The following is a 20,253-nucleotide window of genomic DNA, read 5'->3' on the forward strand; positions in this document are numbered from 1 at the left end:
GCAAGTTAGCGGATGAAAGTAAAAATTTGCGGAATAACAAATATTGAAGATGCAGTAGTGGCTGTGGAGTCCGGAGCGGATGCTATTGGTTTTGTCTTCGCTGAGAGTCCAAGAAAGGTTGGCATAGAAGAAGTTTGCCAAATTAAGGAAGCAATCCCATCATCAATAATCACCGTGGGCGTTTTTGCAAATCAAACTGCGGATGAAATATTGCAAATAATGAAAGAGACTAGACTTTCTAGCGCTCAAATTCATGGCAGTTTGAATTTATTAGAGCCTAGGTTTGGAATTATTCGTGCGCTGAGAATCAAATCTGCTGATGATATAAACCAAGCCGCTGAGGACCCCATCCTAAGCATTTGCTGGGCTATTCTACTTGACACACATGTAGAAGGTAAAATGGGAGGGACGGGCAAGACATTCGATTGGAATCTTGCCAAAGAAGCTAGAAAACTTGGTAAAGATATAATTCTTGCTGGCGGGCTCAACCCTGGCAATGTCTCAGATGCTATTAGAATAGCTTGCCCCGACTGGGTTGATGTCTCCACAGGGGTGGAAGCATACCCCGGCAAGAAGAGTCATGAGAAAGTCAAGGAGTTTATTAGAAATGCAAAGAAATGCGTTTAACGTTCCCGATAGTCTGGGGCACTTCGGTGAGTTTGGCGGAAGATTTGTCCCTGAAACCTTGATTCCGGCTTTAGATGAGCTGACAAAAGTATATGAGGAGGCAAGATGCGACCCCTCCTTCCAAGAAGAGCTTGATTACTATTTAAGGAATTATATTGGAAGACCGACGCCGCTCTACTTCGCCGAGAGGATGACTCGTGAGTTGGGTGGTGCGAAAATATACATAAAGCGAGAGGACCTCTGCCACACCGGCGCCCACAAAATGAATAACACGATGGGCCAAATACTTCTCGCCAAACGAATGGGAAAGCCAAGAATTATCGCCGAAACCGGCGCTGGTCAGCATGGAGTAGCCACAGCTACAGCTTGCGCTTTGTTCGGCTTTAAGTGCGAAATATATATGGGCGAGGAAGATGTACATAGACAGGCTTTGAATGTGTTTAGAATGCAACTGCTTGGGGCTAAAGTAATTCCAGTAAAGTCGGGAACTCGCACTTTGAAAGACGCAATGAGCGAAGCGCTTCGAGATTGGGTAACAAATGTTAGGAACACACACTATATAATTGGGAGCGTTGCAGGCCCACATCCTTATCCAATGCTAGTGCGCAACTTTCAGTCGGTTATTGGAAGGGAAGCCAGGCAACAGATTCTTGAATGCGAGGGTCGGCTTCCAGATTATATTATTGCCTGCGTGGGTGGGGGTAGCAATGCGATGGGTATATTCCACCCATTTGTTGCCGATTTGGAAGTTAAGTTTATTGGTGTCGAGGCGGCTGGACGCGGACTGGATACTGGCCAGCATGCCGCTACTCTAGTGGCCGGGTCAAAAGGAGTCCTCCACGGGGCTAGAAGTTACTTGCTTCAAGATGAGGATGGTCAGGTTTGCACGACCCACTCTATTTCCGCTGGCTTAGACTATCCTGGGGTGGGTCCTGAACATAGCTATTTTAAAGAAATCGGCCGTGCCGAGTATGTCGCCGTTCCTGACCATGAGGCATTGGAGGCTTTTGAGTGGCTGGCGAAGACTGAGGGCATTATCCCGGCGCTTGAGCCAGCGCATGCTTTTGCCTATGCACGCAAGTTTGTTCCGACTCTGGGCAAAGACAAAATCGTGATAATAAATTTATCTGGGCGAGGTGACAAGGACGTCGAGACAGCCTCGCAGTACCTGACGCACATCAAGCCTCCAATAGAGGAGGTGGCAAGATGACGCGTCTTGTGAAACGACTTGCTGAGTTGCGAACCGCTGGCGAAGGAGCACTGGTGTGCTTTGTAACGGCGGGCGACCCAGATTTGCAGACTTCGACCAAGATAGTCCTAGCACTTGCTCAAGCAGGAGCAGATGTTATCGAATTGGGTATACCTTTTAGTGATCCAATTGCGGATGGCCCAAGTATTCAGGCGTCTTCAATGCGCGCGCTTTTAGCTGGAACCACAGTGCGTGGCGTGCTTGGTCTCGTGCGTGAGGTGCGCAAGACTTCAGACGTCCCGCTTGTTCTAATGACATATTACAATCCTGTGCAACGATATGGTTTGGAGCAGTTTGCCTGCGATGCAGCTAATACAGGTGCAGATGGCGTGATATTGACCGATCTTACTGTTGAGGAATCCGGAGAATGGAAGAAGGTTGCTGAGCGCCATGGCTTAAATACTATATTCTTGTTAGCGCCGACAAGTACCGATATAAGAATTAGGAAAGTTGCCAAAGTCGCCTCCGGTTTTGTATACTGTGTGTCTAGAACTGGCGTTACGGGGGAGCGAACTGAGCTAGCATCTGGCGTTAGCGAACTTGTTGCCCGAATAAAAGCCAGCACGGACCTTCCGGTTCTTGTGGGATTTGGTGTATCAAAGCCGGAACACGTTCGCGAGGTGTGTAGCTATGCCGATGGTGCTGTCGTTGGCAGCGCACTGGTTAACCTAATTGCGGAGTACGGAAGTTCCGCTGAACTTTTTAGTCGTTTATCTAAAATGGTAGCGGAGCTGAAGGCTGCGACAAAAGTAAAGTAATTTTTTGGAGGTTTACGGTTGTATACAAAAGAGCAGTTTTCAAAGCTCATCGACAACACCTTTCTAAAACCCGCAGCAACCCGGGAAGAGATTATTAAGTTTTGCGAAGAAGCAAAGCGTTATCACTTTGCAGCTGTCGTTGTTTTTCCTTTCTGGGTTCCTTTAGCTGTACGGCAGTTGGAAGGTTCGGATGTTAAGGTTTGCACCCCAATTGGTTTTCCATTTGGTGCTAACACAAGGTCTACGAAGGTCTACGAGGCTAGGAATGCTGTCACAAATGGTGCAGAAGAACTCGATGTTGTGATGAATATTGGAGCCTTCAAGTCAGGCGATTATGATTTTGTTCAAAGAGAACTTGCGGATATAGTCGGAGCTGCAAGGCTTTCTGGTATAACTGAAGATGCCAAGCGAACGTTGGTAAAAGTTATCATCGAAACCGCATACCTTACCCGCGAGGAGAAAATTAAGGCTTGTGAAATAATCCGCGATGTAGGAGCTGATTTCGTTAAGACCTCGACTGGCATGGCTCCAGGTGGGGCTACCGTAGAGGATATCCAACTTATCCGAGAAATTGTTGGCCCTTCGATAGGTGTGAAGGCTTCGGGCGGAATTAGGACTGTAGAGTTTGCGATGGATTTACTAGATGCAGGTGCCAGCCGACTTGGCACGAGCACTGGAGTTGCGCTTGTGGAAGCCTACGATCCGGAGGAGCTACTGAAGGCGAGCAAATAGCAAAGGTGCCTTTATATACCGCTAATGCAATTGTTCTGCGACGGATTGATTTTGGGGAGACCGACCGTATAACCACGCTCTATACCCGAGAGCTTGGGAAGATATCCGCCATTGCTAAGGGCGCTCGCAAGCCCATCAGCCGCCTTGCAGGTGCCACCGAAACGCTTACCTATGGAAAGTTTCAGCTTGCAACCGGTAAAACGCTCGACGTAATTACTCAGGTGGAGGTTCGTCATTCTTTTCCTCGGATACGAAGCAACCTGAGGCAATTGGCTTATGCTACTTATCTGGCCGAGCTTGTTGAGCGATTTGTCGAAGAGCGAGAGCCAAATGTTGACATGTTCGACCTGCTTCTTTCTAGCCTTTACTTGCTGGAAAGACTAAACGATCCTGAGAAGATCGCCCACATGTTCGAGCTTCAATTTATGAAACTCCTGGGTTACGAACCAACGCTCGATAAGTGTGTTCGCTGTCGCAAGCCGCTGTCCGAAGGAGAGGTGTTTTTCAGTCCATCGCTAGGTGGCATTGTATGTCGAATGTGCGGTCCTTTACCAGAGGATGCCATCCAAATCTCTTATCATGCGGTTGAAATTATGCGAAAACTTCTCCAGGCAGAGGCGCCAGAGGTAGAAAAAATGGAAATTTCACCGAACATCATGGAGCAAATTGGCCGCGTGATGCAATGGTATATACGATATCGCTCGCCTGCTGAAATAAAAAGCTTAAGATTCTTTCAGATGTTAAAATCTAACTCGAGCGAATAATCAAACTGTTTTGTAAATCATGTAAACACCTGCCAAAAGTATTAGTGCGCCGCAAATTCGCTTTAGTATCTGCGTGCCCTTCGATTCCTCGCTCCAATTAAGATATCCTTCAACTAGTTCAGTCGAAGTGCCAATCAGCACGATAACCGAACAGTGGCCGATGCCATATGCTAGTAGAAGTAGTATTCCATATGCCAAATTAGCAGTGGCTACCTTGAAGGTTACGCCAAGCATTGGCGCAATATAGGCGAACGTGCATGGGCCGACTGCAATCCCAAATACCAAACCCAATAAAAACGCTGCAAAGAAACCTTTACTCTTTACGGAGATTGTGGGTCCCGACCAAGGAATCGAGATTACGTCAAGCAAATAGAGGCCTACGATAAAAAAGATGGCTGCTACTATATAGTTCCCAATTGGTCCGACGTCGCCCATTAGGCGACCAGCGGATGCAGTTATGACGCCTATGAGTGCAATCGTTAATAATATTCCAACAGCAAAAAACAGAGCTATCACAAATGCTTTACTTGGCGTTGTTTTTCCTTGCTTGCTGATAAATCCCACAATAAGAGGGATGCTTGACAGATGGCAGGGGCTCAGCACGATGCTGAGCACACCCCAGATGAATGCAGCTGTTAGTGCAACAGCCGGGGTTCCTTCAACAGCTTGCGTGAGTGTTGTAAATAATTCTCTCATATTCAAATGAACCCTAGTTCTTTGAATTTCTTAATAATTGAACCTTTGTCAAAATAGCCTACGTGCCTAAAACGTTCCTTACCAGTTTTATCATAGAACACCTGGACAGGAATTGCAGAAATTCCATAAACCGCACCAAGTACTTGCTCTTTTCCTACGTGGACGAATACTATGTTTACCTTGCCTTGATATTCTTTCTGAAGCCCAGCTATGATTGGCTTCATCATTTCGCAAGGGCGGCAATTTTCTGAACCAAAGTTTACCATGGACGGTTTGCCAGAACGCCGAACTTTCTCGACGGGATTTCTAATCCAGTTTTGATACTGTTGGCCGGCCCACAGGATAGAAATCTGAATTTTATGGCGCTCGCTGATTGAATTGATAAAGTCGTCTACAGCTTTAGCTCGCTTTTCATTTTCGAGATAGCTTTTTATGCTTGTTTTAGCTTGTTCAAAGGTGGAATCGCCAAAGAAACTGCGGTTTTCGTTAAAAAAGTTTATCGCTTCATCGTCGGATACTTTTATATCACCCAAATAGCTATTTATGTATTTCTCAATTAGGTCGCTATCTGAGTTGGAAGTTATTCCTTTACTGGAAGCCCACTTTTTTGCTTCATTTGTTATCAACTTGCGGATAGCGATTTGTTCGAGCATGAAGAAGGGGTACTTTGAAAGCTGGCTTTGTGTTTCCTTGGGAGCTTTGGCAATTTCATTCGAAATGTCCTTTGCAGTTATACTTATGCCATCAGCAACAAGTATAGCGCCTCCTTTTAAAGAGGCGACGGTGGCTTTGCTTAAAGGACCGCTTGACAAACCTGGAAACCTAGATTCGATAGTTGTCGTGTTTTTGTTGCTCTGCCCAAATGCTGTGCCCAATATCAATGCAACTGCAACAAGCATGAGGCTTAGAGCCTTTAGACGTAAAATCATCAGTTGGACTCCTTTACAGTTTGGTACCATGCTCTTTAAATCTAGCGATAATCTCTTCTTTTGGATAGAAACCTGTGTGTCGGAAGAATTCCTTGCCTTTTTCGTCATAAAACACTTGGGTTGGGATAAGCTTCACGCCGAACTTCTCCGCCGCCTCGGGATTCTTTTGCAAGTCTATAAAAACAATCTCAAGTTTGCCTTTGTATTCCTTGCTAAGCTCATCTAGGACAGAAATCATCATCTTGCATGGAACGCATTGTTCAGAACCAATGTCCACGAGCTTAGGAAGACGCTTTGCGGGTGGTTGGTTAGGCTTTGATTGCGTTGAGGATTTTGTTTGAGCAATTGTTTGTGCTTGCTTTGTCTGTTCTGACTTCTCACTTGTTTTTGCTTGAATGTTTGCCTTTGAAGACTCAGCAAGCTTTGCATTGTTTTTCTCAGCAGATACATCAACCCTAGGCTTGGTTTGACTTGGTTGATTCGCGGCTTCTAGTTTGGGCTTAGGTAGTTGTGGCTCTGGGGAACTGTCAGAGTTTATTTTTACGGCAGTGGTTTCTTTGTTTGGTGCGCCAACTTTTTCACTGTGGCGCGACTTGATTGCAACTGCTCCTACAACAAGAGCAATAAGGACGATGACGATGAAGATACGCCATTTGTTGCTCATCGTTTGCTGACCTCTTTTCTTAGAATGCGGGGTTTAGGCTTTTAGAAGTTTTACAATTTCGTCCGGGCTCAATACTTTGCCAGCTGAAACAACTTTGCCGTCAATAGCAAGTCCTGGGGTCATCATTATACCGAATTTGGCGATTTCTGTAATTTGGGTAACTTTTTCGATTTCTGCGTCAATTCCGGCTTGTTTGACGGCTTTTTCTACATTTTCGGTAAGTGCTTTGCATTTCGGGCACCCAACGCCTAGAATTTGAATTTTCATTTTATCCTCCTCCTTTAAATAAATTGGTTATGCTATGCTGCTAAAAATCAGCCCAGCCACCGTAGCCATTACTACAACTATTGATACGTAGGCAATCGTCTTTTTCGTTCCAAGAATGCTGTTAATTACGAGCATGCTTGGAAGACTGAGCGCAGGCCCTGCCAGTAAGAGCGCCAATGCTGGCCCCTTGCCCATGCCCGCACCAAGGAGTCCTTGCAAAATGGGTACTTCAGTAAGAGTTGCAAAATACATAAACGCTCCCGAGACAGCAGCGAAGAAGTTGGCAAAAAGGGAATTTCCCCCTACAAGTGATGCTACCCACGCCGAAGGTATCAAGCCTTCATGGCCTGGTCTTCCAAGCAAAAAACCGGCAGCCAATACGCCGGCAAATAATAACGGTAGGATTTGTAAGGCAAAGCCCCATGTAACAGATGTCCACTCTTTAAGTTCTTCCTTCTTAAACCATTTCTTTAAGATAACGGCAAGCAGTATGAGCAACACACCTGAAATTTCCCACTTCAACTGATATATTGTTGCCCATGCGCCCCTTTTAACAGTAGGACGTCCCCAGTTTGCAAATACCAGAATTCCAATCATTGTCGCAAAATAGATAGCAGTCTTCCATAGTGGTCGTGCCTCTTTAACTTTGCCTATCAGGAATTCCTCAGCTTCAGCCGCTCTTGTTTGCTCCTCTTTTATAAAGAGAAGATGCATTAAAATTCCAACTATGAAAGCGAATCCGACGGCGCCAATTGCACGCGCAGCACCCATTTCAAATCCAAGAACCCGCGCCGTCAGTATAATGGCAAGTACGTTGATTGCCGGTCCACTGTAGAGGAATGCGGTTGCCGGACCGAGACCTGCACCACGCATGTATATCCCTGCAAACAGAGGCAGAACTGTGCATGAGCACACGGCTAGAATTGTGCCTGATACAGACGCAACAGAATAAGAAAGTAGTTTGTTAGCCTTGGGACCAAAGTATTTCATTACTGAAGCTTGACTTACAAATACTGCAATCGCTCCAGCAATAAAGAAGGCAGGGATTAAACAAAACAATACGTGCTCCCGGGCATAATCGTGAAGTAACGCAAATGCTTCGATGAATGCTCCCCTTACACGTGGTGAGTCAATCGGCAGGAAATATGCAGCCAGGAAAACTCCGGCTAGCCATATAAATTTCTTAAGATTTGAGCTCATAGTTTTGTTTCCTTTTCGGGTTTAATCGCTCGAATGAAAGCGCTAACAAACGCACTTGCAAGCTCCATAACGCCTTTTTCGCCAAGTTCGTTTATAACCTCTGGAGGGATAATTCCCTCGGCATCGTGCTCCTGGTATGTCCTCACAATCTCAATTTCTGGATTTGCGAAACCAGCTGCTTTTAGCTTTTCCTTATATTCGTTCATCTCAAGTGCTCCAGCTATGCACCCAGCCCAAAGCGCAAGGTTCTTTCGTACGACATCATCGACTGGTCGAGTTAGAACTATGTCGGCTACTGCAAGGCGGCCCCCAGGCTTCAGAACTCTGAATGCTTCAGCAAATACACGATCTTTGTCGGTTGATAGGTTGATCACACAGTTGCTGATTATCACATCTACAGTGTTGTCTGGAAGCGGAATATTCTCGATATCCCCTTTTAGGAACTCGACGTTATCAATTCCTGCTGCTTGCTGGTTTTGTCGAGCAAGTTCAAGCATTTCATCTGTCATGTCGAGTCCGTAGGCTTTTCCTGTAGGGCCGACTCTCCTAGCTGATAGAAGAACATCAATTCCGCCTCCACTGCCTAGGTCAAGTACAACTTCTCCTGGTTTAAGCTGGGCAAGCGCAACCGGATTCCCACAGCCCAGCGAGGCAAGCAGTGCCTCTGTGGGAATGTCTTTTGTCTCTGCTTCGTCATAGAGACCTTGTGTTATTGCGTCTGCGCAGGTATTGCCGCCGCAGCATGAGGCTCTCTCGTTGCACTTGGCATTCGCTGCAATCTGACCATACTTCATTTTAACGAACGCTTTGATTGAATCTCTCTCGTTGATATCGCTATTACAGCAGTTGGACATTGGAATACTTCACCTCATGATTTTGTTTTGCTATCTTGTGACGTTTTTTGGTCGTCAGATTTCTTGTTTTTCTGTACTTGAGGTAGAAATTTTTCTACTTGTTCTGTTACCTTCTTTACGTAATCTTCAGGATGGCCTGCTAATGTGAAACGAAGAATTCCCTTTGCGTCCACTAGACACAAGAAGGGCATGGACTCCGATGGATACAAAGAGGAAACACTGAGTCCTTTATCAATTAAAAGCGGAAATGTGATTTTGTTCTCTTTGGCGAAAGTGGATAGGTATGAAGGGTCAGCCTCACACATCCACGGTTCGGTGTTTACATGTACGATGCAAAGCCCACGCGATGCATACTTTTCTTGTAAGCCTTGAAGTTCCTTTAAAGCCGCCCGACTGCATATGCAACTAATGAATCCGAAGCTAATTATTACCGTTTTCTTTTTCTGGTCCGACAGCTTCCAAGATTTGCCGTTTTGGTCGTTTAGCGTGAAGTCTGGTGCTGGCGCGCCGATTTTGAGAGCTGGAGGTTTCTTTTCAGAATTTTGCGATTCAGCATGAGCCATCGCCAGCGTTGCAATTATGAAAGCGACAGCGATTAGCGAGTCAAACCTTTTCATGGTGTTGTACTCCTGCCCGTCTCGCAGGCGGCAAAGTATTTTCTTCGAAAGTGCAGGGCAACGTTTACTAAACTAATGAGTACAGGAACCTCAACCAGCGGGCCAATGACGGTGGCAAATGCTTGCTTTGATCCAATTCCAAACACCGCGACTGCTACTGCAATAGCAAGTTCGAAGTCATTGCTTGCTGCAGTGAACGATACCGCAGTCACTTCGCCATATGAAGCTCCTGTCTTTCGAGCAATAAAGAATGTAACAAACCACATTGCAAAGAAGTAGAGAGTTAGAGGAATGGCCACTCGCACAACATCAAGCGGGAGCTGAATTATATACTCACCTTTGAGCGAGAACATTACTATAATTGTGAAGAGTAGCGCAATTAGCGTGATTGGGCTTATCCTCGGCATGAATACGTTCTCAAACCAATCACGCCCTTTCCAAGCTTGCACAGAAAAGTGAGTTGCTATTCCAGCTATAAATGGTATTCCTAGATAAATGAAAACGGTCTTTGCTGCTTCTGCGATGGATATGCTTACGTCCAGTCCTTTCACCAACCCTAGTGCGCTCAGCAAAAAGGTGATGAAGAACCACATATAAATCGCATAAAAAAGTACTTGAAATACGGCATTGAAAGCTACCAATCCAACTGCGAGTTCGCGGTCGCCCTCGGCTAGTTCGTTCCATACAATCACCATGGCAATGCACCTCGCCAAGCCTACTAATATGACGCCAACCATATATTGAGGGTGATTCCGCAGGAGCAAAATGGCAAGCGTGAACATAACAAATGGACCAATAATCCAGTTCATGAGGAGTGCCAGCGCAAGGAGTTTGGGTTTTCGAAAGACCCGCCCCATTTCTTCATAGCGTACTTTCGTAAGTGGCGGGTACATCATTAGAATTAGGCCTATTGCGATGGGTATGCTCGTTGTCCCTACTTGGAACCTGTTGATAAGCCCGGCCACACCTGGTGCAAAATACCCTAGCAACACCCCAAATGCCATTGCAAGGAAGATCCAAAGGGTCAAATACCTGTCTAGAAAAGACAACTTCTTACTTGCCGAACTAGGTGTACTCACGCTTTTTTGCCTCCTGTTTTGCTTTGATTTCTGCAATCAATCGTTCCAATTGCTCTACAGCAGCCCATTCATTTTCATTTCGTGGTGCATACCACGGTTGTTTTACTCTCCATGTAATTGAAGATGAGATAGCCTCTTTGGGAAATGCCCCAGGGTCAAAGAGTACATACTCGCCAAATTGTGTAGGTTCTTCTTGAAAACATGACCAGATGGCTTTTGCGATTACGTTTTCGTTTCCTTCATTGACGAGATCAACAATTTTTACCTGTTTTCGGAATCGTTCAATAGCTTCGAGCGGAATATTGTACAAAAAGGGTGTCGGGGATTTTGAGCCAATGATTCGACGATCTTCTCCTATGCCATTGAGACTAAGCGCTACTAAGCTTTGCCCTACTAGGTGGCCAGGCGATTCCGGGCCGCATACTATGAGATAGCGTATGTTTGGATTGGCGACTATGTTGCAAATCATTTTTTCAATGCCTATATTCTCAGTTTGAAGAGTGCCAGCAAGGGCCGCACCTGATTCCACGCCTATGCGTACCAAGTGCTCAATAGGTTTAGGAATATCCTCTTGTGGCCATTTAAGTATGACACACAAAGCTGCAGGCGATAGATCGTTGCCTCGCAAATATCGGCCTTCCTCTGGTGGGTAGTTTGAGGGCGGCTTGACCTTATAGCCTGGATTTGGTATCCAGTAATTTTCATCGGCGCTCGTCATGGTTTTTCTCCATTCCTGTGCAGCACATTGCGCTTGTTTTTGATTTGGTGTCTATTTTTGCAAGGCAATCCTCGAGGAATCTTAGTGCAATGTCTCCCAAAGTAGAGGGACAAAGGGAATAGTGAATCCATTGGCCTTGCCTTCTAGCACGCACAATTCCGGCATTTTTGAGGCAGGCTAGATGGTGTGATACTGCCGGCTGCGTCATGGAGAGTTCTTCCATGATTTTGCAAACGCACATTTCGCCGTTTTGGGCTAGCATTTGAACTATTCGTATACGGGTTGTATCCCCGAGGGCTTTGAAAATACTTTCGAGTGTTGCCATAGTAAAAGATTCATAAACGTATGTTGATATGTTTATTTTAATGCTTTGAGGAAACTGTGTCAAGCAGGAAATAAGACATTTTTCTCCAACTTATAAATAATGAGACAAGAGTAATATACGGGCGCTGGGGGGACTTGCTTATGAGCAGTTTGTATTTTGGCAATCGTGAGCCGCTCGTGCAAAGCGCTTTCATATTTTTGCCGCTTGGGAGCGTGAAGCCTAAAGGCTGGCTGAGAAGACAGCTTCAGATACAAGCAAATGGCCAAAGTGGGCACTTGCCGGAGTTCTGGGATTCGCTCGGGCCCAATAGCGGATGGCTTGGAGGAACCGGCGAGAGTTGGGAGCGAGGGCCATATTATCTTGATGGTCTGGTTCCGCTTGCTTATCTCCTCGACGATGAGAGGCTGATTAACATTGCTCAAAAATGGCTAGACTGGATGATTAGTAGCCAAAATGAGAGCGGCCATTTTGGTCCGAAGTCGCTTGAAGACTGGTGGCCTTTCGGGATCGCTTGCAAAGTGCTGACTCAATATCAGGAAGTGACTGGCGATCCGCGGGTTGTTCCCATGCTTGAAAAGTTTTTCAAATATATGAAACGCGAGCTTCCTCGTCGACATTTGCATTCATGGGCCATCATGCGGTGGGCGGATACTGTCTTGAGTATTATCTGGCTTTATAACCGCAATGGCGATTCTGAGCTCCTTGAACTTGCCGAGGAAATCATGAAGCAGGGATATGATTGGAGCTATCACTTCCGCGACTTTGCTCATCCAGTGAAGCAGACTGTTCGTTTTCAGATGCGAACACATGTTGTAAATAACGGCATGGGCGTGAAGACACCCGGCGTTCAGTATTTGCTTACTGGGTGGGAAGAACATAAAGAAGGCGCATATAAGGCACTTGAAATGTTGGAAACATATCACGGAACAGCCGCGGGCATTTTTACAGGCGATGAACACTACGCAGGGAAAAATCCAACGCAAGGAACGGAACTTTGTGCGGTTGTTGAGTTCATGTTTTCCTTAGAGAATCTGATGCAGATACTAGGCGATCCAGCGTTCGGAGATTTGCTTGAGAAAGTGGCATATAATGCTCTGCCGGCAACGTTTACGGCTGACATGTGGCAGCACCAATATGACCAGCAGGCTAATCAAGTGCTATGCACAATCGCCAAACGTCCTTGGACAAATAATCGTGAGGATTCGAATATATTTGGCTTGGAACCGAACTATGGATGTTGTACAGCCAATTTCCACCAAGGTTGGCCAAAGTTTGTTGCGAACCTTTGGATGGCTACTTACGACGAGGGGTTGGCTGCTGTGGCTTATGGGCCATGTGAGGTAAAAGCAAAGGTTCGAGGGGGACAAGAAGTAACTATTAGCGTGGATACCAATTATCCGTTTGGCGACACAGTGAGAATGGAAATTCACACTCGAAAATCCGCGCGTTTCCCATTGAGTTTTCGCATTCCTGGATGGGCGGATTTGCCAGTAATGAAGGTGAATAGCGGCTTGGTTTCAGCCGAACCAGGCACATTTAAAACCGTCGAACGCGAGTGGAGAGATGGGGATGTAATTGAATTCCTTTTCCCGATGAAAGTCGAATCCGAGAGGAGGTTTCGCAATTCAATCACTCTAAAGCGTGGGCCAATCGTCTTTTCTTTGAAGATAGGCGAGCGGTGGGAGCGTATCCGTGGGGAAGACCCATGCCCTGATTATGCTGTTTACCCAACGACGCCTTGGAATTATGGACTCATAGTTGACCCTGAGCATCCTGAGGTTGAAGTTGTTGAGAAAGGCATTGGAGATATCATATTCGGCGCTGATTATGCCCCAGTTGAGCTTCGGGTGAAGGGAAAACAGATACCGGAATGGGGGATTGAAGATAACCAGGCGGGCTTGATTCCCGAAAGTCCTGTGAGTTCCAGCGAACCCGTGGAAGATCTCACGCTCATCCCGTATGGTTGTGCAAAGCTTAGAATTACGGAATTTCCTCTCATCGGCTGAGGAAAAGGATTAAACAAAAAATGCAGGCGCAAAGTGTATAGGCGCTTTAGTAGGGCTGATTTGCTAAAAAAATTTCCCCCAAGGGCGTTTAGGCTTTGTGCATTGTGGGTAGAAAAATGTTGCAGTGCGCTTCTTGTGCATAGGGCAAAAGGTTTTGCCCTTGCCTTCCTCATGCATATGGCGGCACGATGGGTTATCCATCAGGCCGCCTCTTTTCTTGAGTTTCGGATATTCTTAATGAAGGGTCTCAAAATAACTTGTGGCAACTTGTAAAGAATCTGCTTTTTGGAATCTGAAGGTGGGCGTATCACCCTGGATTATGTTATTGATGCTAGGTATTCTGATGAACGCCAGGCTTATTTTCGCAAATAAGATTTGAAGACAATTCCTTAGGGGCGATTAGGCTAGCTTCACTGTGGGCATAGCTTCGGATTCTACCCGGACAATTTCCGCGCCGAGCGAAGACATTTTGTCTTCTATTCGTTCGTAGCCGCGGTCAATGTGCTCGACTCCCGAGATGTCAGTTCTTCCTTCTGCTGCTAGACCTGCGATGACAAGGGCAGCACCCGCCCGTAGGTCGGTGGCAGTAACCTCGGCTCCGGTGAGCTTAGGGACGCCTTTGATGATTGCTGTTCTGCCTTCCTGGACTATGTCTGCGCCCATTCGTTGGAGCTCAGCAACGTATTTAAACCGCCGCTCGTAGACATTCTCGCTAATAACCGATGTCCCATCGGCAATCACAAGTAGGGCCGCAAACGGTTGTTGCATATCGGTTGGAAATCCAGGATGCGGCATTGTCTTGATGTCAACAGCAATTGGTCTGCGATTTGCCTTGACGCGAATATAGTCAGTGCCTTCCTCCACCGATATACCTGCTTCTTGAAGTTTTTGGATCACGGCAAGCGAGTGTTCGGGAATGGCTTTTCTGAGGACTACATCGCCGAGCGTTACTGCCGCTGCAATCGCATATGTCCCGGCTTCCATCCTATCGGAGATTACCCGATGGTTGACGGCACGAAGCTCTTTGACGCCTTCGATTTGGATTGTTTTTGTTCCTGCGCCGTAAATTTTCGCGCCCATAGCTATGAGCATATTTGCTAAATTGACGACCTCTGGCTCAAGGGCGGCGTTTTCGATATATGTCGTGCCCTCGGCTAGGCACGCTGCCGTCATTAGGTGCTGGGTGGCGCCTGCGCTTGGGAAGTCTAAATATATCTTAGCCCCTTTTAACCTCGACGCTTCAGCTTCAACATAGCCATGTTCCATAGAGATTCGCGCGCCAAGTGCTTGCAGCCCTTTAACGTGAAAATCTACCGGTCTTGCTCCAATGTCGCAACCACCGGGCATAGGTACCTTTGCATATCCAAGTCTTGCGAGCAAGGGACCTAAAACGCAAAACGAAGCGCGCATCTTTTTGACTAATTCGTAGGGCGCTTCGTTGGATTTTATTTCAGTGGCATCAATCTCTAGCTGATTTCCGGTAAGACGGGTAGGTACACCTAGTTCTTGGAGCATTTGTGACATAGTATATATGTCGCCTATGTGAGGCACGTTTTCGAGAATAGTAGTTCCTTTTGCGAGCAGTGCTCCCGCCATTAAAGCTAAGGTGGCATTTTTGCTTCCTGCAATGTCTACTTCACCTTCTAGTCTGTTGCCGCCAATAACGTATAATTTTTCCAAGAACTAGCCCCTCCCATGTTGAGGATTTTCGCTTTAGTGGAGTTCGACAGCACCAATACTGAGCGGAGCCGCCTTGCATTTCAATTATACCCACACACTCAGAATTCTACATCTTGCCCTCGACTTCCTGTCAAAAGCAACGTCCCTTAACCAAACAAAGTATACAGAAGAGCACTCCCCTATGTCAAGCGAGCGATTGTGGGTTAATGATTTAAATTAAGTCAGAAATTTTTAACTTTAGGTAGACTTTAAATAATTGGTTGTAAATAAGTGCTTACTTTTTCGGTTTCTCGCAAATTCTTCGCTGTTAACGCTTTCTGAAACATTGACCTCCGCTAGCCTCGAAGCTATAATTAACCTGAATTTTGAGCGCTTGCTGGTAGGCTTCCATGGCCCAAAGCTGTTGTGTGTGCTCTTAGGACGTCGGCTTCGGCTGTGAATCCGCCGATAAACGGCTGGTCTGCCACAAGCATGTACGCATCGAGGTCCAGAGCGTGGAAAGCACCTGTCCCGCAGGCAAAATGAATGGAGGTAGCGAGGCCAATCCCTGGTTCAAGCATGCTTCCAAGCATGATTTCTTTTCGAGCAGCTTGACACAAGGCTATTATCGCCAGCGCACCTGAGATGCCGGACTTCATTACTTTGATGTTTATGCCATCAATTGCCTCTTGTTCTAGGAGCCTAAGGGCATCGAATGGGGTAACCACGGCTTCGTCGGCGAATACCGGTATTGAAGTATGCTGAGTGACATATCTGAGGCCAGCTATGTCGCTTTTGTCAACCGGTTGCTCCAGCAAGCTAATTGGTACGCCTGCACCTTGAAGTTTAGTAACGAATGACACGGCTATCGTTGGAACGAATCCCTGGTTTGCATCTATTCTGATGTCACATTGGGGAGCGCCTTGATGAATGGCAATTACGCGTTCAAAGTCTTCCTCAGGATCTTCAACGCCAACTTTTATTTTTAAGCAGCGAAATCCTTGGGAAGCGGCACGTTCGGCGGCGAACCGCGCCTCGTCTGGAGGACAGATTGGGATAGTCACGTCTGTTTGTACCTCCTCCAACACGCCGCCGAAAAAGTGAAACATCGAGAGGTTAAACACCTTGCAGAAGGCGTCTAAGATGGCAATCTCGAGCCCCGCGCGGGCTGTATGTTCGTCTGGTAAAACTTCTGCAAGGATTTTGAAGATGTTTAGATATTGGCGAACATCGGCGCCTTCAAGGTCGGGCTTGCTTATTTTGATAGCTGAAAGAACGGTGGTAGTGTCTTCGCCGGTCACATATTTGAGCGGTGTGGCAGAGCCATAGCCGATTACCCCGTTCTCGAGTCGAAGTTCGATTATAACAGTGGGTGATGCCGTCTTTCTGCCTTTGGCAGTCTCAAAGGCCTCTTTAAGTTGGAGCTCAAGAGGGTATGCGACTACTTCGCTTATCCTTGGCATTTTCACATGCCTCCCTTAGGCAAAATATCTAATTGCTAAGTTGTTATTTAAGCGATTCATAAAGTATGAGAGGTAAAGACTAACAATGCTAGCTTACAAATTTCGTTGGCGTTATGTTATCTTAATTGCTCTGATTCTGCAAGTCTGTTTTGCTTTAAAGTGTATTTCGGCTCCAAATTTGGATGCTGAGATTGCAAGCATCGTTGACCAAGCGCTTTCAGATTCGGTTCTAAGCCATGGTCTTCAAGGAGTGTTGATTGAGTCATTAAAAGATGGCCGTGTGGTTTACGAGAAAAACGCCGACCTTGTGTTTATTCCAGCATCAAACTTTAAGATTTTGGTTTCTGCCGTAGCATTGGATACACTTGGGCCAGACTATCGTTTTAAGACGTTCATTTTTGTCAACGGCCAAAAAATCACTAATGGAGTGCTTAAGGGCGACTTAATCATAGAGGGCAGAGGCGACCCAGTTTTGAAATACGAACACCTTGAAAAGATTGCGGCGAAGTTAAAAGAAATCGGCATTAAGATAATCGAGGGAAATATCGTTGGCGACGACACGTGGTTCGACAGCATTCGGCTTGGCTGGGGGTGGTCATGGGATGACGAGCCTTACTACTATGCTACTCAAATCAGCGCACTAAACCTCAATGAAAATATCATAGATGTGTGGGTCCGGCCAGGTGATAAGGTAGGCGAGCCTGCAGTGGTCGAGGTGCTGCCGCAAACTTCCTATGTGTTGGTGGTTAACGAATGTCGAACTTCAGTTGCAAAATCCGAGAAAACCATTTTCATTGACCGTCTTAGAGGAAAAAATGTGATTCGTGTGACGGGAATGGTTCCACTTGACTACAAACCTGAGCGTCCTGAGGAAGCAATCACGATTGAGGAGCCAACGCTATTCACTTGTCATAGGTTGATTGAGACTCTGCGTGCTCATGGAATTGAGGTAAAAGGTCAGGCTGTTCGCGGCAAGAAACCCGTGAGCGCACAATTTGTGATGTCATTAACATCGCCTCCGCTTTCTGAGATACTCCGGTTGCTTAATAAGCCGAGTGACAACCTAATCGCCGAGGTTTTGCTCAAGACGCTTGGCGCGGAGAGAAAGGGAAAAGGAAGTTCTAGTGCAGGAGAGCAAGTTGAACTCGAGTTTCTAAAGAAAATTGGCGCCGACATGACTGCTGTTAGTATTACAGATGGGTCAGGACTCTCGCGACATAATTTAATTTCGCCCCGAAATCTTGTTATAATCCTTAAGCATATGTATAACCACAAGCATTCAAAGGTCTACCTGGATTCACTGCCGATAGCAGGGGTAGATGGAACACTTCGAAAACGGATGAAAGGAACGCCGGCTGAGGGCAACGTACGTGCAAAGACGGGTTACGTTGGGATGGTTTGTACACTTTCTGGGTTTGTTACCACAAGAAGTGGTGAGCCTCTTGTTTTCTCAATTATGTTTAACCATCATCTATGCCGTCACTCTGAGGCGATTGCGGTGATGGATAAAATAATGGCGGGGATTGCCGGCGTTGGTGATAAATGAATAGGTGGATTAGATATTTTCTTGCCTTTATTCTTCTCCTGTCTGTTTCTGGGCATGCTGGCGCTGTATATACAATCAAGCCATCGCTGACGGAGACAGAGCTTCTCAGGCTTTACGTGGATATGTTGCGTAAGTATGTCAATTATGCCGAGAAGCAGTGGCATGCCGCATCGTTTCCAAACGCAGGATACTGGGGCAATGGCATAAGCGATGGTAATGAAGGCATCAGGGCGGTAGCAAATACAGCCCTGACCTATGCTGTTCTTGCAAAGCATGCCGACAAATTAGCAAACGATGAACGTCTAGCATATATCTCGAGGGCTGCTTCTGGCATACGTTATGCTGTCGAGACTCACCTCACCGGAAAGCAGAAGTGCGTTGACGGCAGACAGTGGGGCAACTCATGGCAGTCTGCAATGTGGGCGGGAAACATCGGGTTTGCTGCTTGGATAATATGGGATGACCTCGACGATGACCTCCGAACCTCGGTTGAACGTGTAGTCTCTTTTGAAGCAGACCGTTTCTTACACCTAAAGCCGCCCAGCAATCGCTGGGGTGATACCAAGGCAGAAGAAATCGGATGGAACCAAATTTGCATTTCTCTTGCTGCCAACATGTTTCCCAGTCACCCTAATGCATTAAAATGGAAAGAGAAATCTATCGAATATATGATGAATGTACTTTCTATACCTCAAGATGCACGAGATGAGCGGATTGTGGATGGCAAGCGGGTGAGGGACTGGGTATGCACAGTGAACGTTCATCCGGATTTCACGCTCGAGAACCACGGCTTTTTTCATCCCACCTACACGATGGTAAGTCCCGCTGAGGTTGGCCAAGGTGGGCTTCTCTACGCATACGCACACCAGCCTATTCCTGAGGCTGCAGGCCATCATCTCTTGGATAACTGGCGTTTGCTCCAAAATTTCATGCTTCCCTGTGGTTACTGGATTTATCCGCAAGGCATGGATTGGGCGCTCAATAGTGATGGGCACATTCACTATCTTGCCTGGCTTGCCACTTATGCCAAGGATCCTCTTGCCGCTGGGATGGAAAAAAGGGTGGCACAATATATCGCTGGCCATCAAACAATTCACAAGGATGGACGCTTCGCGGGTCCGGCGTCAAGATTGGGCTTTGCAAGGGAAGCCGTTACAGCAGAGCGCCTGTCCTACTCATACCTTTACCACAAGATTGTTGGTTCTGGACCTGAGAATGAAGGCACAATTGACCAGATGAATCTCAAAGGGGTGCGCAGATACCCTTTAATAGACGTCATAACCCACCACACGTCTAATAAATTTGCCTCATTCTCTTGGAAAAACAAAATTATGGGTTTGGTGATGCCTATTGGGTTTAATCATGGCGCAAATCCCTATTTCTGTACGCCGTTTATAAATGGTCTTGTCGGAAACTTCATTATTAAGAATGTTGAAAGCCGCAAAGCTCAGGTGGTTGAGCGCACATGGCGGCGGCTCGAGGATGGTTTTGAAACAAGCGGCACTCTTCTTCTCGGCAATGGCCTGTTAAAACAAGAAATCAAGCTCATCTCAATTGGTGATAAAACTGTAGTATACATGGACAAGGTTACCGCTCAATCGCCGGTGGCAGTTCTGAAAGAGTTTGGCGTCCCTGTGGGCATCGAGAATGACGAGTTCACAGGCAACCAGCGAACTTTGTACTATGAGGGCGGGGAGAAAACAATTCTTGGTCCAAAAACAGCAGAGCTTATCCGCATTCCAGGCAGGTGGGCAAATGTTGATGGGCGGCTTGGCATGGTCGTGGTTCTCGGTTCTGGCATAGCGTATGATGACGTGGCAGCATACAACCGAGACGGTGCGCGAGAGGATATCCTTTACGGTTCATATTCAGACATAGAGCGTGAATTTAAGACAGGCGAGGAAGTTGCCCGTCGGATTGTTATATTCTTTACAGAAGTCAAGCCCGATGAGACGGCTAGACTTGCTAAGGCTGTCAAATTAGAAAAGGATGCGGAAGGCAATCAAGTGCTTGTCCTCAAGCTTCCAGAAAAAGTATGCATTAAGGTTGAGAGAATTTGGAGCAAAGGCTCAAGTATCTCATATCAACAGACGAGATAAA

Annotated in this window: 20 protein-coding genes; 8 read left to right on the forward strand and 12 right to left on the reverse strand. The window is 46.5% G+C overall.

Annotated features, from left to right (window positions below; genetic code table 11):
• The first annotated feature begins 12 nt into the window (after nucleotides 1-12).
• Genes QHH26_12610 through recO form a run of 5 tightly spaced genes read left to right on the forward strand, consistent with a single transcriptional unit; the run spans nucleotide 13 to nucleotide 4,130 of the window.
• The gene (locus tag QHH26_12610; GenBank protein ID MDH7482798.1) at nucleotides 13-627 is read left to right on the forward strand and encodes a phosphoribosylanthranilate isomerase; all 615 of its coding nucleotides are present in this window, start codon (nucleotides 13-15) and stop codon (nucleotides 625-627) included.
• Nucleotides 608-1,837, forward strand: coding sequence for a tryptophan synthase subunit beta (gene trpB / locus QHH26_12615; protein MDH7482799.1), 1,230 nt, complete (start codon nucleotides 608-610; stop codon nucleotides 1,835-1,837). The genes QHH26_12610 and trpB overlap by 20 nt, the downstream gene beginning before the upstream one ends.
• Nucleotides 1,834-2,634, forward strand: coding sequence for a tryptophan synthase subunit alpha (trpA, locus tag QHH26_12620; protein MDH7482800.1), 801 nt, complete (start codon nucleotides 1,834-1,836; stop codon nucleotides 2,632-2,634). Before trpB ends, trpA begins: the two co-directional genes overlap by 4 nt.
• An 18-nt stretch (nucleotides 2,635-2,652) precedes the next feature.
• On the forward strand, nucleotides 2,653-3,366 hold the full coding sequence (gene deoC / locus QHH26_12625; protein ID MDH7482801.1) for a deoxyribose-phosphate aldolase: 714 nt from the start codon (nucleotides 2,653-2,655) through the stop codon (nucleotides 3,364-3,366).
• A gap of 5 nt (nucleotides 3,367-3,371) precedes the next feature.
• Nucleotides 3,372-4,130 carry a DNA repair protein RecO gene (gene recO, locus QHH26_12630; protein MDH7482802.1) on the forward strand — a complete coding sequence of 253 codons (759 nt, stop codon included), beginning with the start codon at nucleotides 3,372-3,374 and terminating at the stop codon, nucleotides 4,128-4,130.
• Here recO and QHH26_12635 read toward each other — a convergent pair whose 3' ends face one another.
• From QHH26_12635 to QHH26_12680, 10 genes are read right to left on the reverse strand one after another with little or no spacing between them, the layout of a single operon-like run.
• Complete coding sequence (locus QHH26_12635; protein MDH7482803.1) at nucleotides 4,131-4,826, reverse strand: cytochrome c biogenesis protein CcdA; 696 nt, start codon at nucleotides 4,824-4,826, stop codon at nucleotides 4,131-4,133.
• 2 nt (nucleotides 4,827-4,828) lie between these two features.
• On the reverse strand, nucleotides 4,829-5,755 hold the full coding sequence (locus QHH26_12640; GenBank protein ID MDH7482804.1) for a thioredoxin family protein: 927 nt from the start codon (nucleotides 5,753-5,755) through the stop codon (nucleotides 4,829-4,831).
• A 13-nt stretch (nucleotides 5,756-5,768) separates the two neighbouring features.
• Nucleotides 5,769-6,419, reverse strand: a complete 651-nt coding sequence (locus QHH26_12645) for a thioredoxin family protein (GenBank protein MDH7482805.1) — start codon at nucleotides 6,417-6,419, stop codon at nucleotides 5,769-5,771.
• Between the two features lie 33 nt (nucleotides 6,420-6,452).
• The gene (locus QHH26_12650) at nucleotides 6,453-6,686 is read right to left on the reverse strand and encodes a thioredoxin family protein (protein MDH7482806.1); all 234 of its coding nucleotides are present in this window, start codon (nucleotides 6,684-6,686) and stop codon (nucleotides 6,453-6,455) included.
• Nucleotides 6,687-6,713: 27 nt separating this feature from the next.
• Nucleotides 6,714-7,886: a permease gene (locus QHH26_12655; GenBank protein MDH7482807.1), complete on the reverse strand. Its 1,173-nt coding sequence runs from the start codon at nucleotides 7,884-7,886 to the stop codon at nucleotides 6,714-6,716.
• A complete protein-coding gene (locus tag QHH26_12660; protein ID MDH7482808.1) occupies nucleotides 7,883-8,740 on the reverse strand; it encodes an arsenite methyltransferase in 858 nt (285 codons plus the stop codon). Before QHH26_12660 ends, QHH26_12655 begins: the two co-directional genes overlap by 4 nt.
• Nucleotides 8,741-8,754: 14 nt before the next feature.
• Nucleotides 8,755-9,357, reverse strand: a complete 603-nt coding sequence (locus QHH26_12665) for a TlpA disulfide reductase family protein (GenBank protein MDH7482809.1) — start codon at nucleotides 9,355-9,357, stop codon at nucleotides 8,755-8,757.
• Complete coding sequence (gene arsB, locus QHH26_12670; protein MDH7482810.1) at nucleotides 9,354-10,436, reverse strand: ACR3 family arsenite efflux transporter; 1,083 nt, start codon at nucleotides 10,434-10,436, stop codon at nucleotides 9,354-9,356. Before arsB ends, QHH26_12665 begins: the two co-directional genes overlap by 4 nt.
• Complete coding sequence (locus QHH26_12675; GenBank protein MDH7482811.1) at nucleotides 10,423-11,154, reverse strand: tetrahydromethanopterin S-methyltransferase subunit A; 732 nt, start codon at nucleotides 11,152-11,154, stop codon at nucleotides 10,423-10,425. Before QHH26_12675 ends, arsB begins: the two co-directional genes overlap by 14 nt.
• Nucleotides 11,138-11,479, reverse strand: coding sequence for a metalloregulator ArsR/SmtB family transcription factor (locus QHH26_12680; GenBank protein MDH7482812.1), 342 nt, complete (start codon nucleotides 11,477-11,479; stop codon nucleotides 11,138-11,140). The genes QHH26_12675 and QHH26_12680 overlap by 17 nt, the downstream gene beginning before the upstream one ends.
• A 140-nt stretch (nucleotides 11,480-11,619) precedes the next feature.
• Between QHH26_12680 and QHH26_12685 the strand changes: the two genes are divergently transcribed.
• On the forward strand, nucleotides 11,620-13,485 hold the full coding sequence (locus tag QHH26_12685) for a glycoside hydrolase family 127 protein (protein ID MDH7482813.1): 1,866 nt from the start codon (nucleotides 11,620-11,622) through the stop codon (nucleotides 13,483-13,485).
• Nucleotides 13,486-13,884: 399 nt separating this feature from the next.
• Here the strand turns inward: QHH26_12685 and murA are convergent, their stop codons facing one another.
• Together murA and QHH26_12695 are read right to left on the reverse strand one after the other, a co-directional pair.
• Nucleotides 13,885-15,165 carry a UDP-N-acetylglucosamine 1-carboxyvinyltransferase gene (murA, locus tag QHH26_12690; GenBank protein MDH7482814.1) on the reverse strand — a complete coding sequence of 427 codons (1,281 nt, stop codon included), beginning with the start codon at nucleotides 15,163-15,165 and terminating at the stop codon, nucleotides 13,885-13,887.
• 353 nt (nucleotides 15,166-15,518) lie between these two features.
• Entirely contained in the window at nucleotides 15,519-16,607 is a 1,089-nt protein-coding gene (locus QHH26_12695) for a dipeptide epimerase (GenBank protein MDH7482815.1), read from the reverse strand.
• A gap of 85 nt (nucleotides 16,608-16,692) precedes the next feature.
• Here QHH26_12695 and dacB point away from each other — a divergent pair, with 85 nt between their 5' ends.
• On the forward strand, nucleotides 16,693-18,153 hold the full coding sequence (gene dacB, locus QHH26_12700) for a D-alanyl-D-alanine carboxypeptidase/D-alanyl-D-alanine-endopeptidase (GenBank protein ID MDH7482816.1): 1,461 nt from the start codon (nucleotides 16,693-16,695) through the stop codon (nucleotides 18,151-18,153).
• Nucleotides 18,150-20,252, forward strand: a complete 2,103-nt coding sequence (locus QHH26_12705; GenBank protein ID MDH7482817.1) for a hypothetical protein — start codon at nucleotides 18,150-18,152, stop codon at nucleotides 20,250-20,252. The genes dacB and QHH26_12705 overlap by 4 nt, the downstream gene beginning before the upstream one ends.
• The last annotated feature ends 1 nt before the right edge of the window (nucleotide 20,253 follow it).

Source organism: Armatimonadota bacterium (assembly GCA_029907255.1).
Taxonomy (GTDB): domain Bacteria; phylum Armatimonadota; class UBA5829; order DTJY01; family DTJY01; genus JAIMAU01.

What these genes read in the sequence shown, in the direction of transcription:
- QHH26_12610 (MDH7482798.1), top strand. Translation starts at nt 13, where the DNA reads ATGAAAGTAAAAATTTGCGGAATAACAAATATTGAAGATGCAGTAGTG.
- trpB (MDH7482799.1), top strand. Translation starts at nt 608, where the DNA reads ATGCAAAGAAATGCGTTTAACGTTCCCGATAGTCTGGGGCACTTCGGT.
- trpA (MDH7482800.1), top strand. Translation starts at nt 1,834, where the DNA reads ATGACGCGTCTTGTGAAACGACTTGCTGAGTTGCGAACCGCTGGCGAA.
- QHH26_12635 (MDH7482803.1), bottom strand. Translation starts at nt 4,826, where the DNA reads ATGAGAGAATTATTTACAACACTCACGCAAGCTGTTGAAGGAACCCCG.
- QHH26_12640 (MDH7482804.1), bottom strand. Translation starts at nt 5,755, where the DNA reads ATGATTTTACGTCTAAAGGCTCTAAGCCTCATGCTTGTTGCAGTTGCA.
- QHH26_12645 (MDH7482805.1), bottom strand. Translation starts at nt 6,419, where the DNA reads ATGAGCAACAAATGGCGTATCTTCATCGTCATCGTCCTTATTGCTCTT.
- QHH26_12650 (MDH7482806.1), bottom strand. Translation starts at nt 6,686, where the DNA reads ATGAAAATTCAAATTCTAGGCGTTGGGTGCCCGAAATGCAAAGCACTT.
- QHH26_12655 (MDH7482807.1), bottom strand. Translation starts at nt 7,886, where the DNA reads ATGAGCTCAAATCTTAAGAAATTTATATGGCTAGCCGGAGTTTTCCTG.
- QHH26_12660 (MDH7482808.1), bottom strand. Translation starts at nt 8,740, where the DNA reads ATGTCCAACTGCTGTAATAGCGATATCAACGAGAGAGATTCAATCAAA.
- QHH26_12665 (MDH7482809.1), bottom strand. Translation starts at nt 9,357, where the DNA reads ATGAAAAGGTTTGACTCGCTAATCGCTGTCGCTTTCATAATTGCAACG.
- QHH26_12675 (MDH7482811.1), bottom strand. Translation starts at nt 11,154, where the DNA reads ATGACGAGCGCCGATGAAAATTACTGGATACCAAATCCAGGCTATAAG.
- QHH26_12680 (MDH7482812.1), bottom strand. Translation starts at nt 11,479, where the DNA reads ATGGCAACACTCGAAAGTATTTTCAAAGCCCTCGGGGATACAACCCGT.
- QHH26_12685 (MDH7482813.1), top strand. Translation starts at nt 11,620, where the DNA reads ATGAGCAGTTTGTATTTTGGCAATCGTGAGCCGCTCGTGCAAAGCGCT.
- QHH26_12695 (MDH7482815.1), bottom strand. Translation starts at nt 16,607, where the DNA reads ATGCCAAGGATAAGCGAAGTAGTCGCATACCCTCTTGAGCTCCAACTT.
- dacB (MDH7482816.1), top strand. Translation starts at nt 16,693, where the DNA reads ATGCTAGCTTACAAATTTCGTTGGCGTTATGTTATCTTAATTGCTCTG.
- QHH26_12705 (MDH7482817.1), top strand. Translation starts at nt 18,150, where the DNA reads ATGAATAGGTGGATTAGATATTTTCTTGCCTTTATTCTTCTCCTGTCT.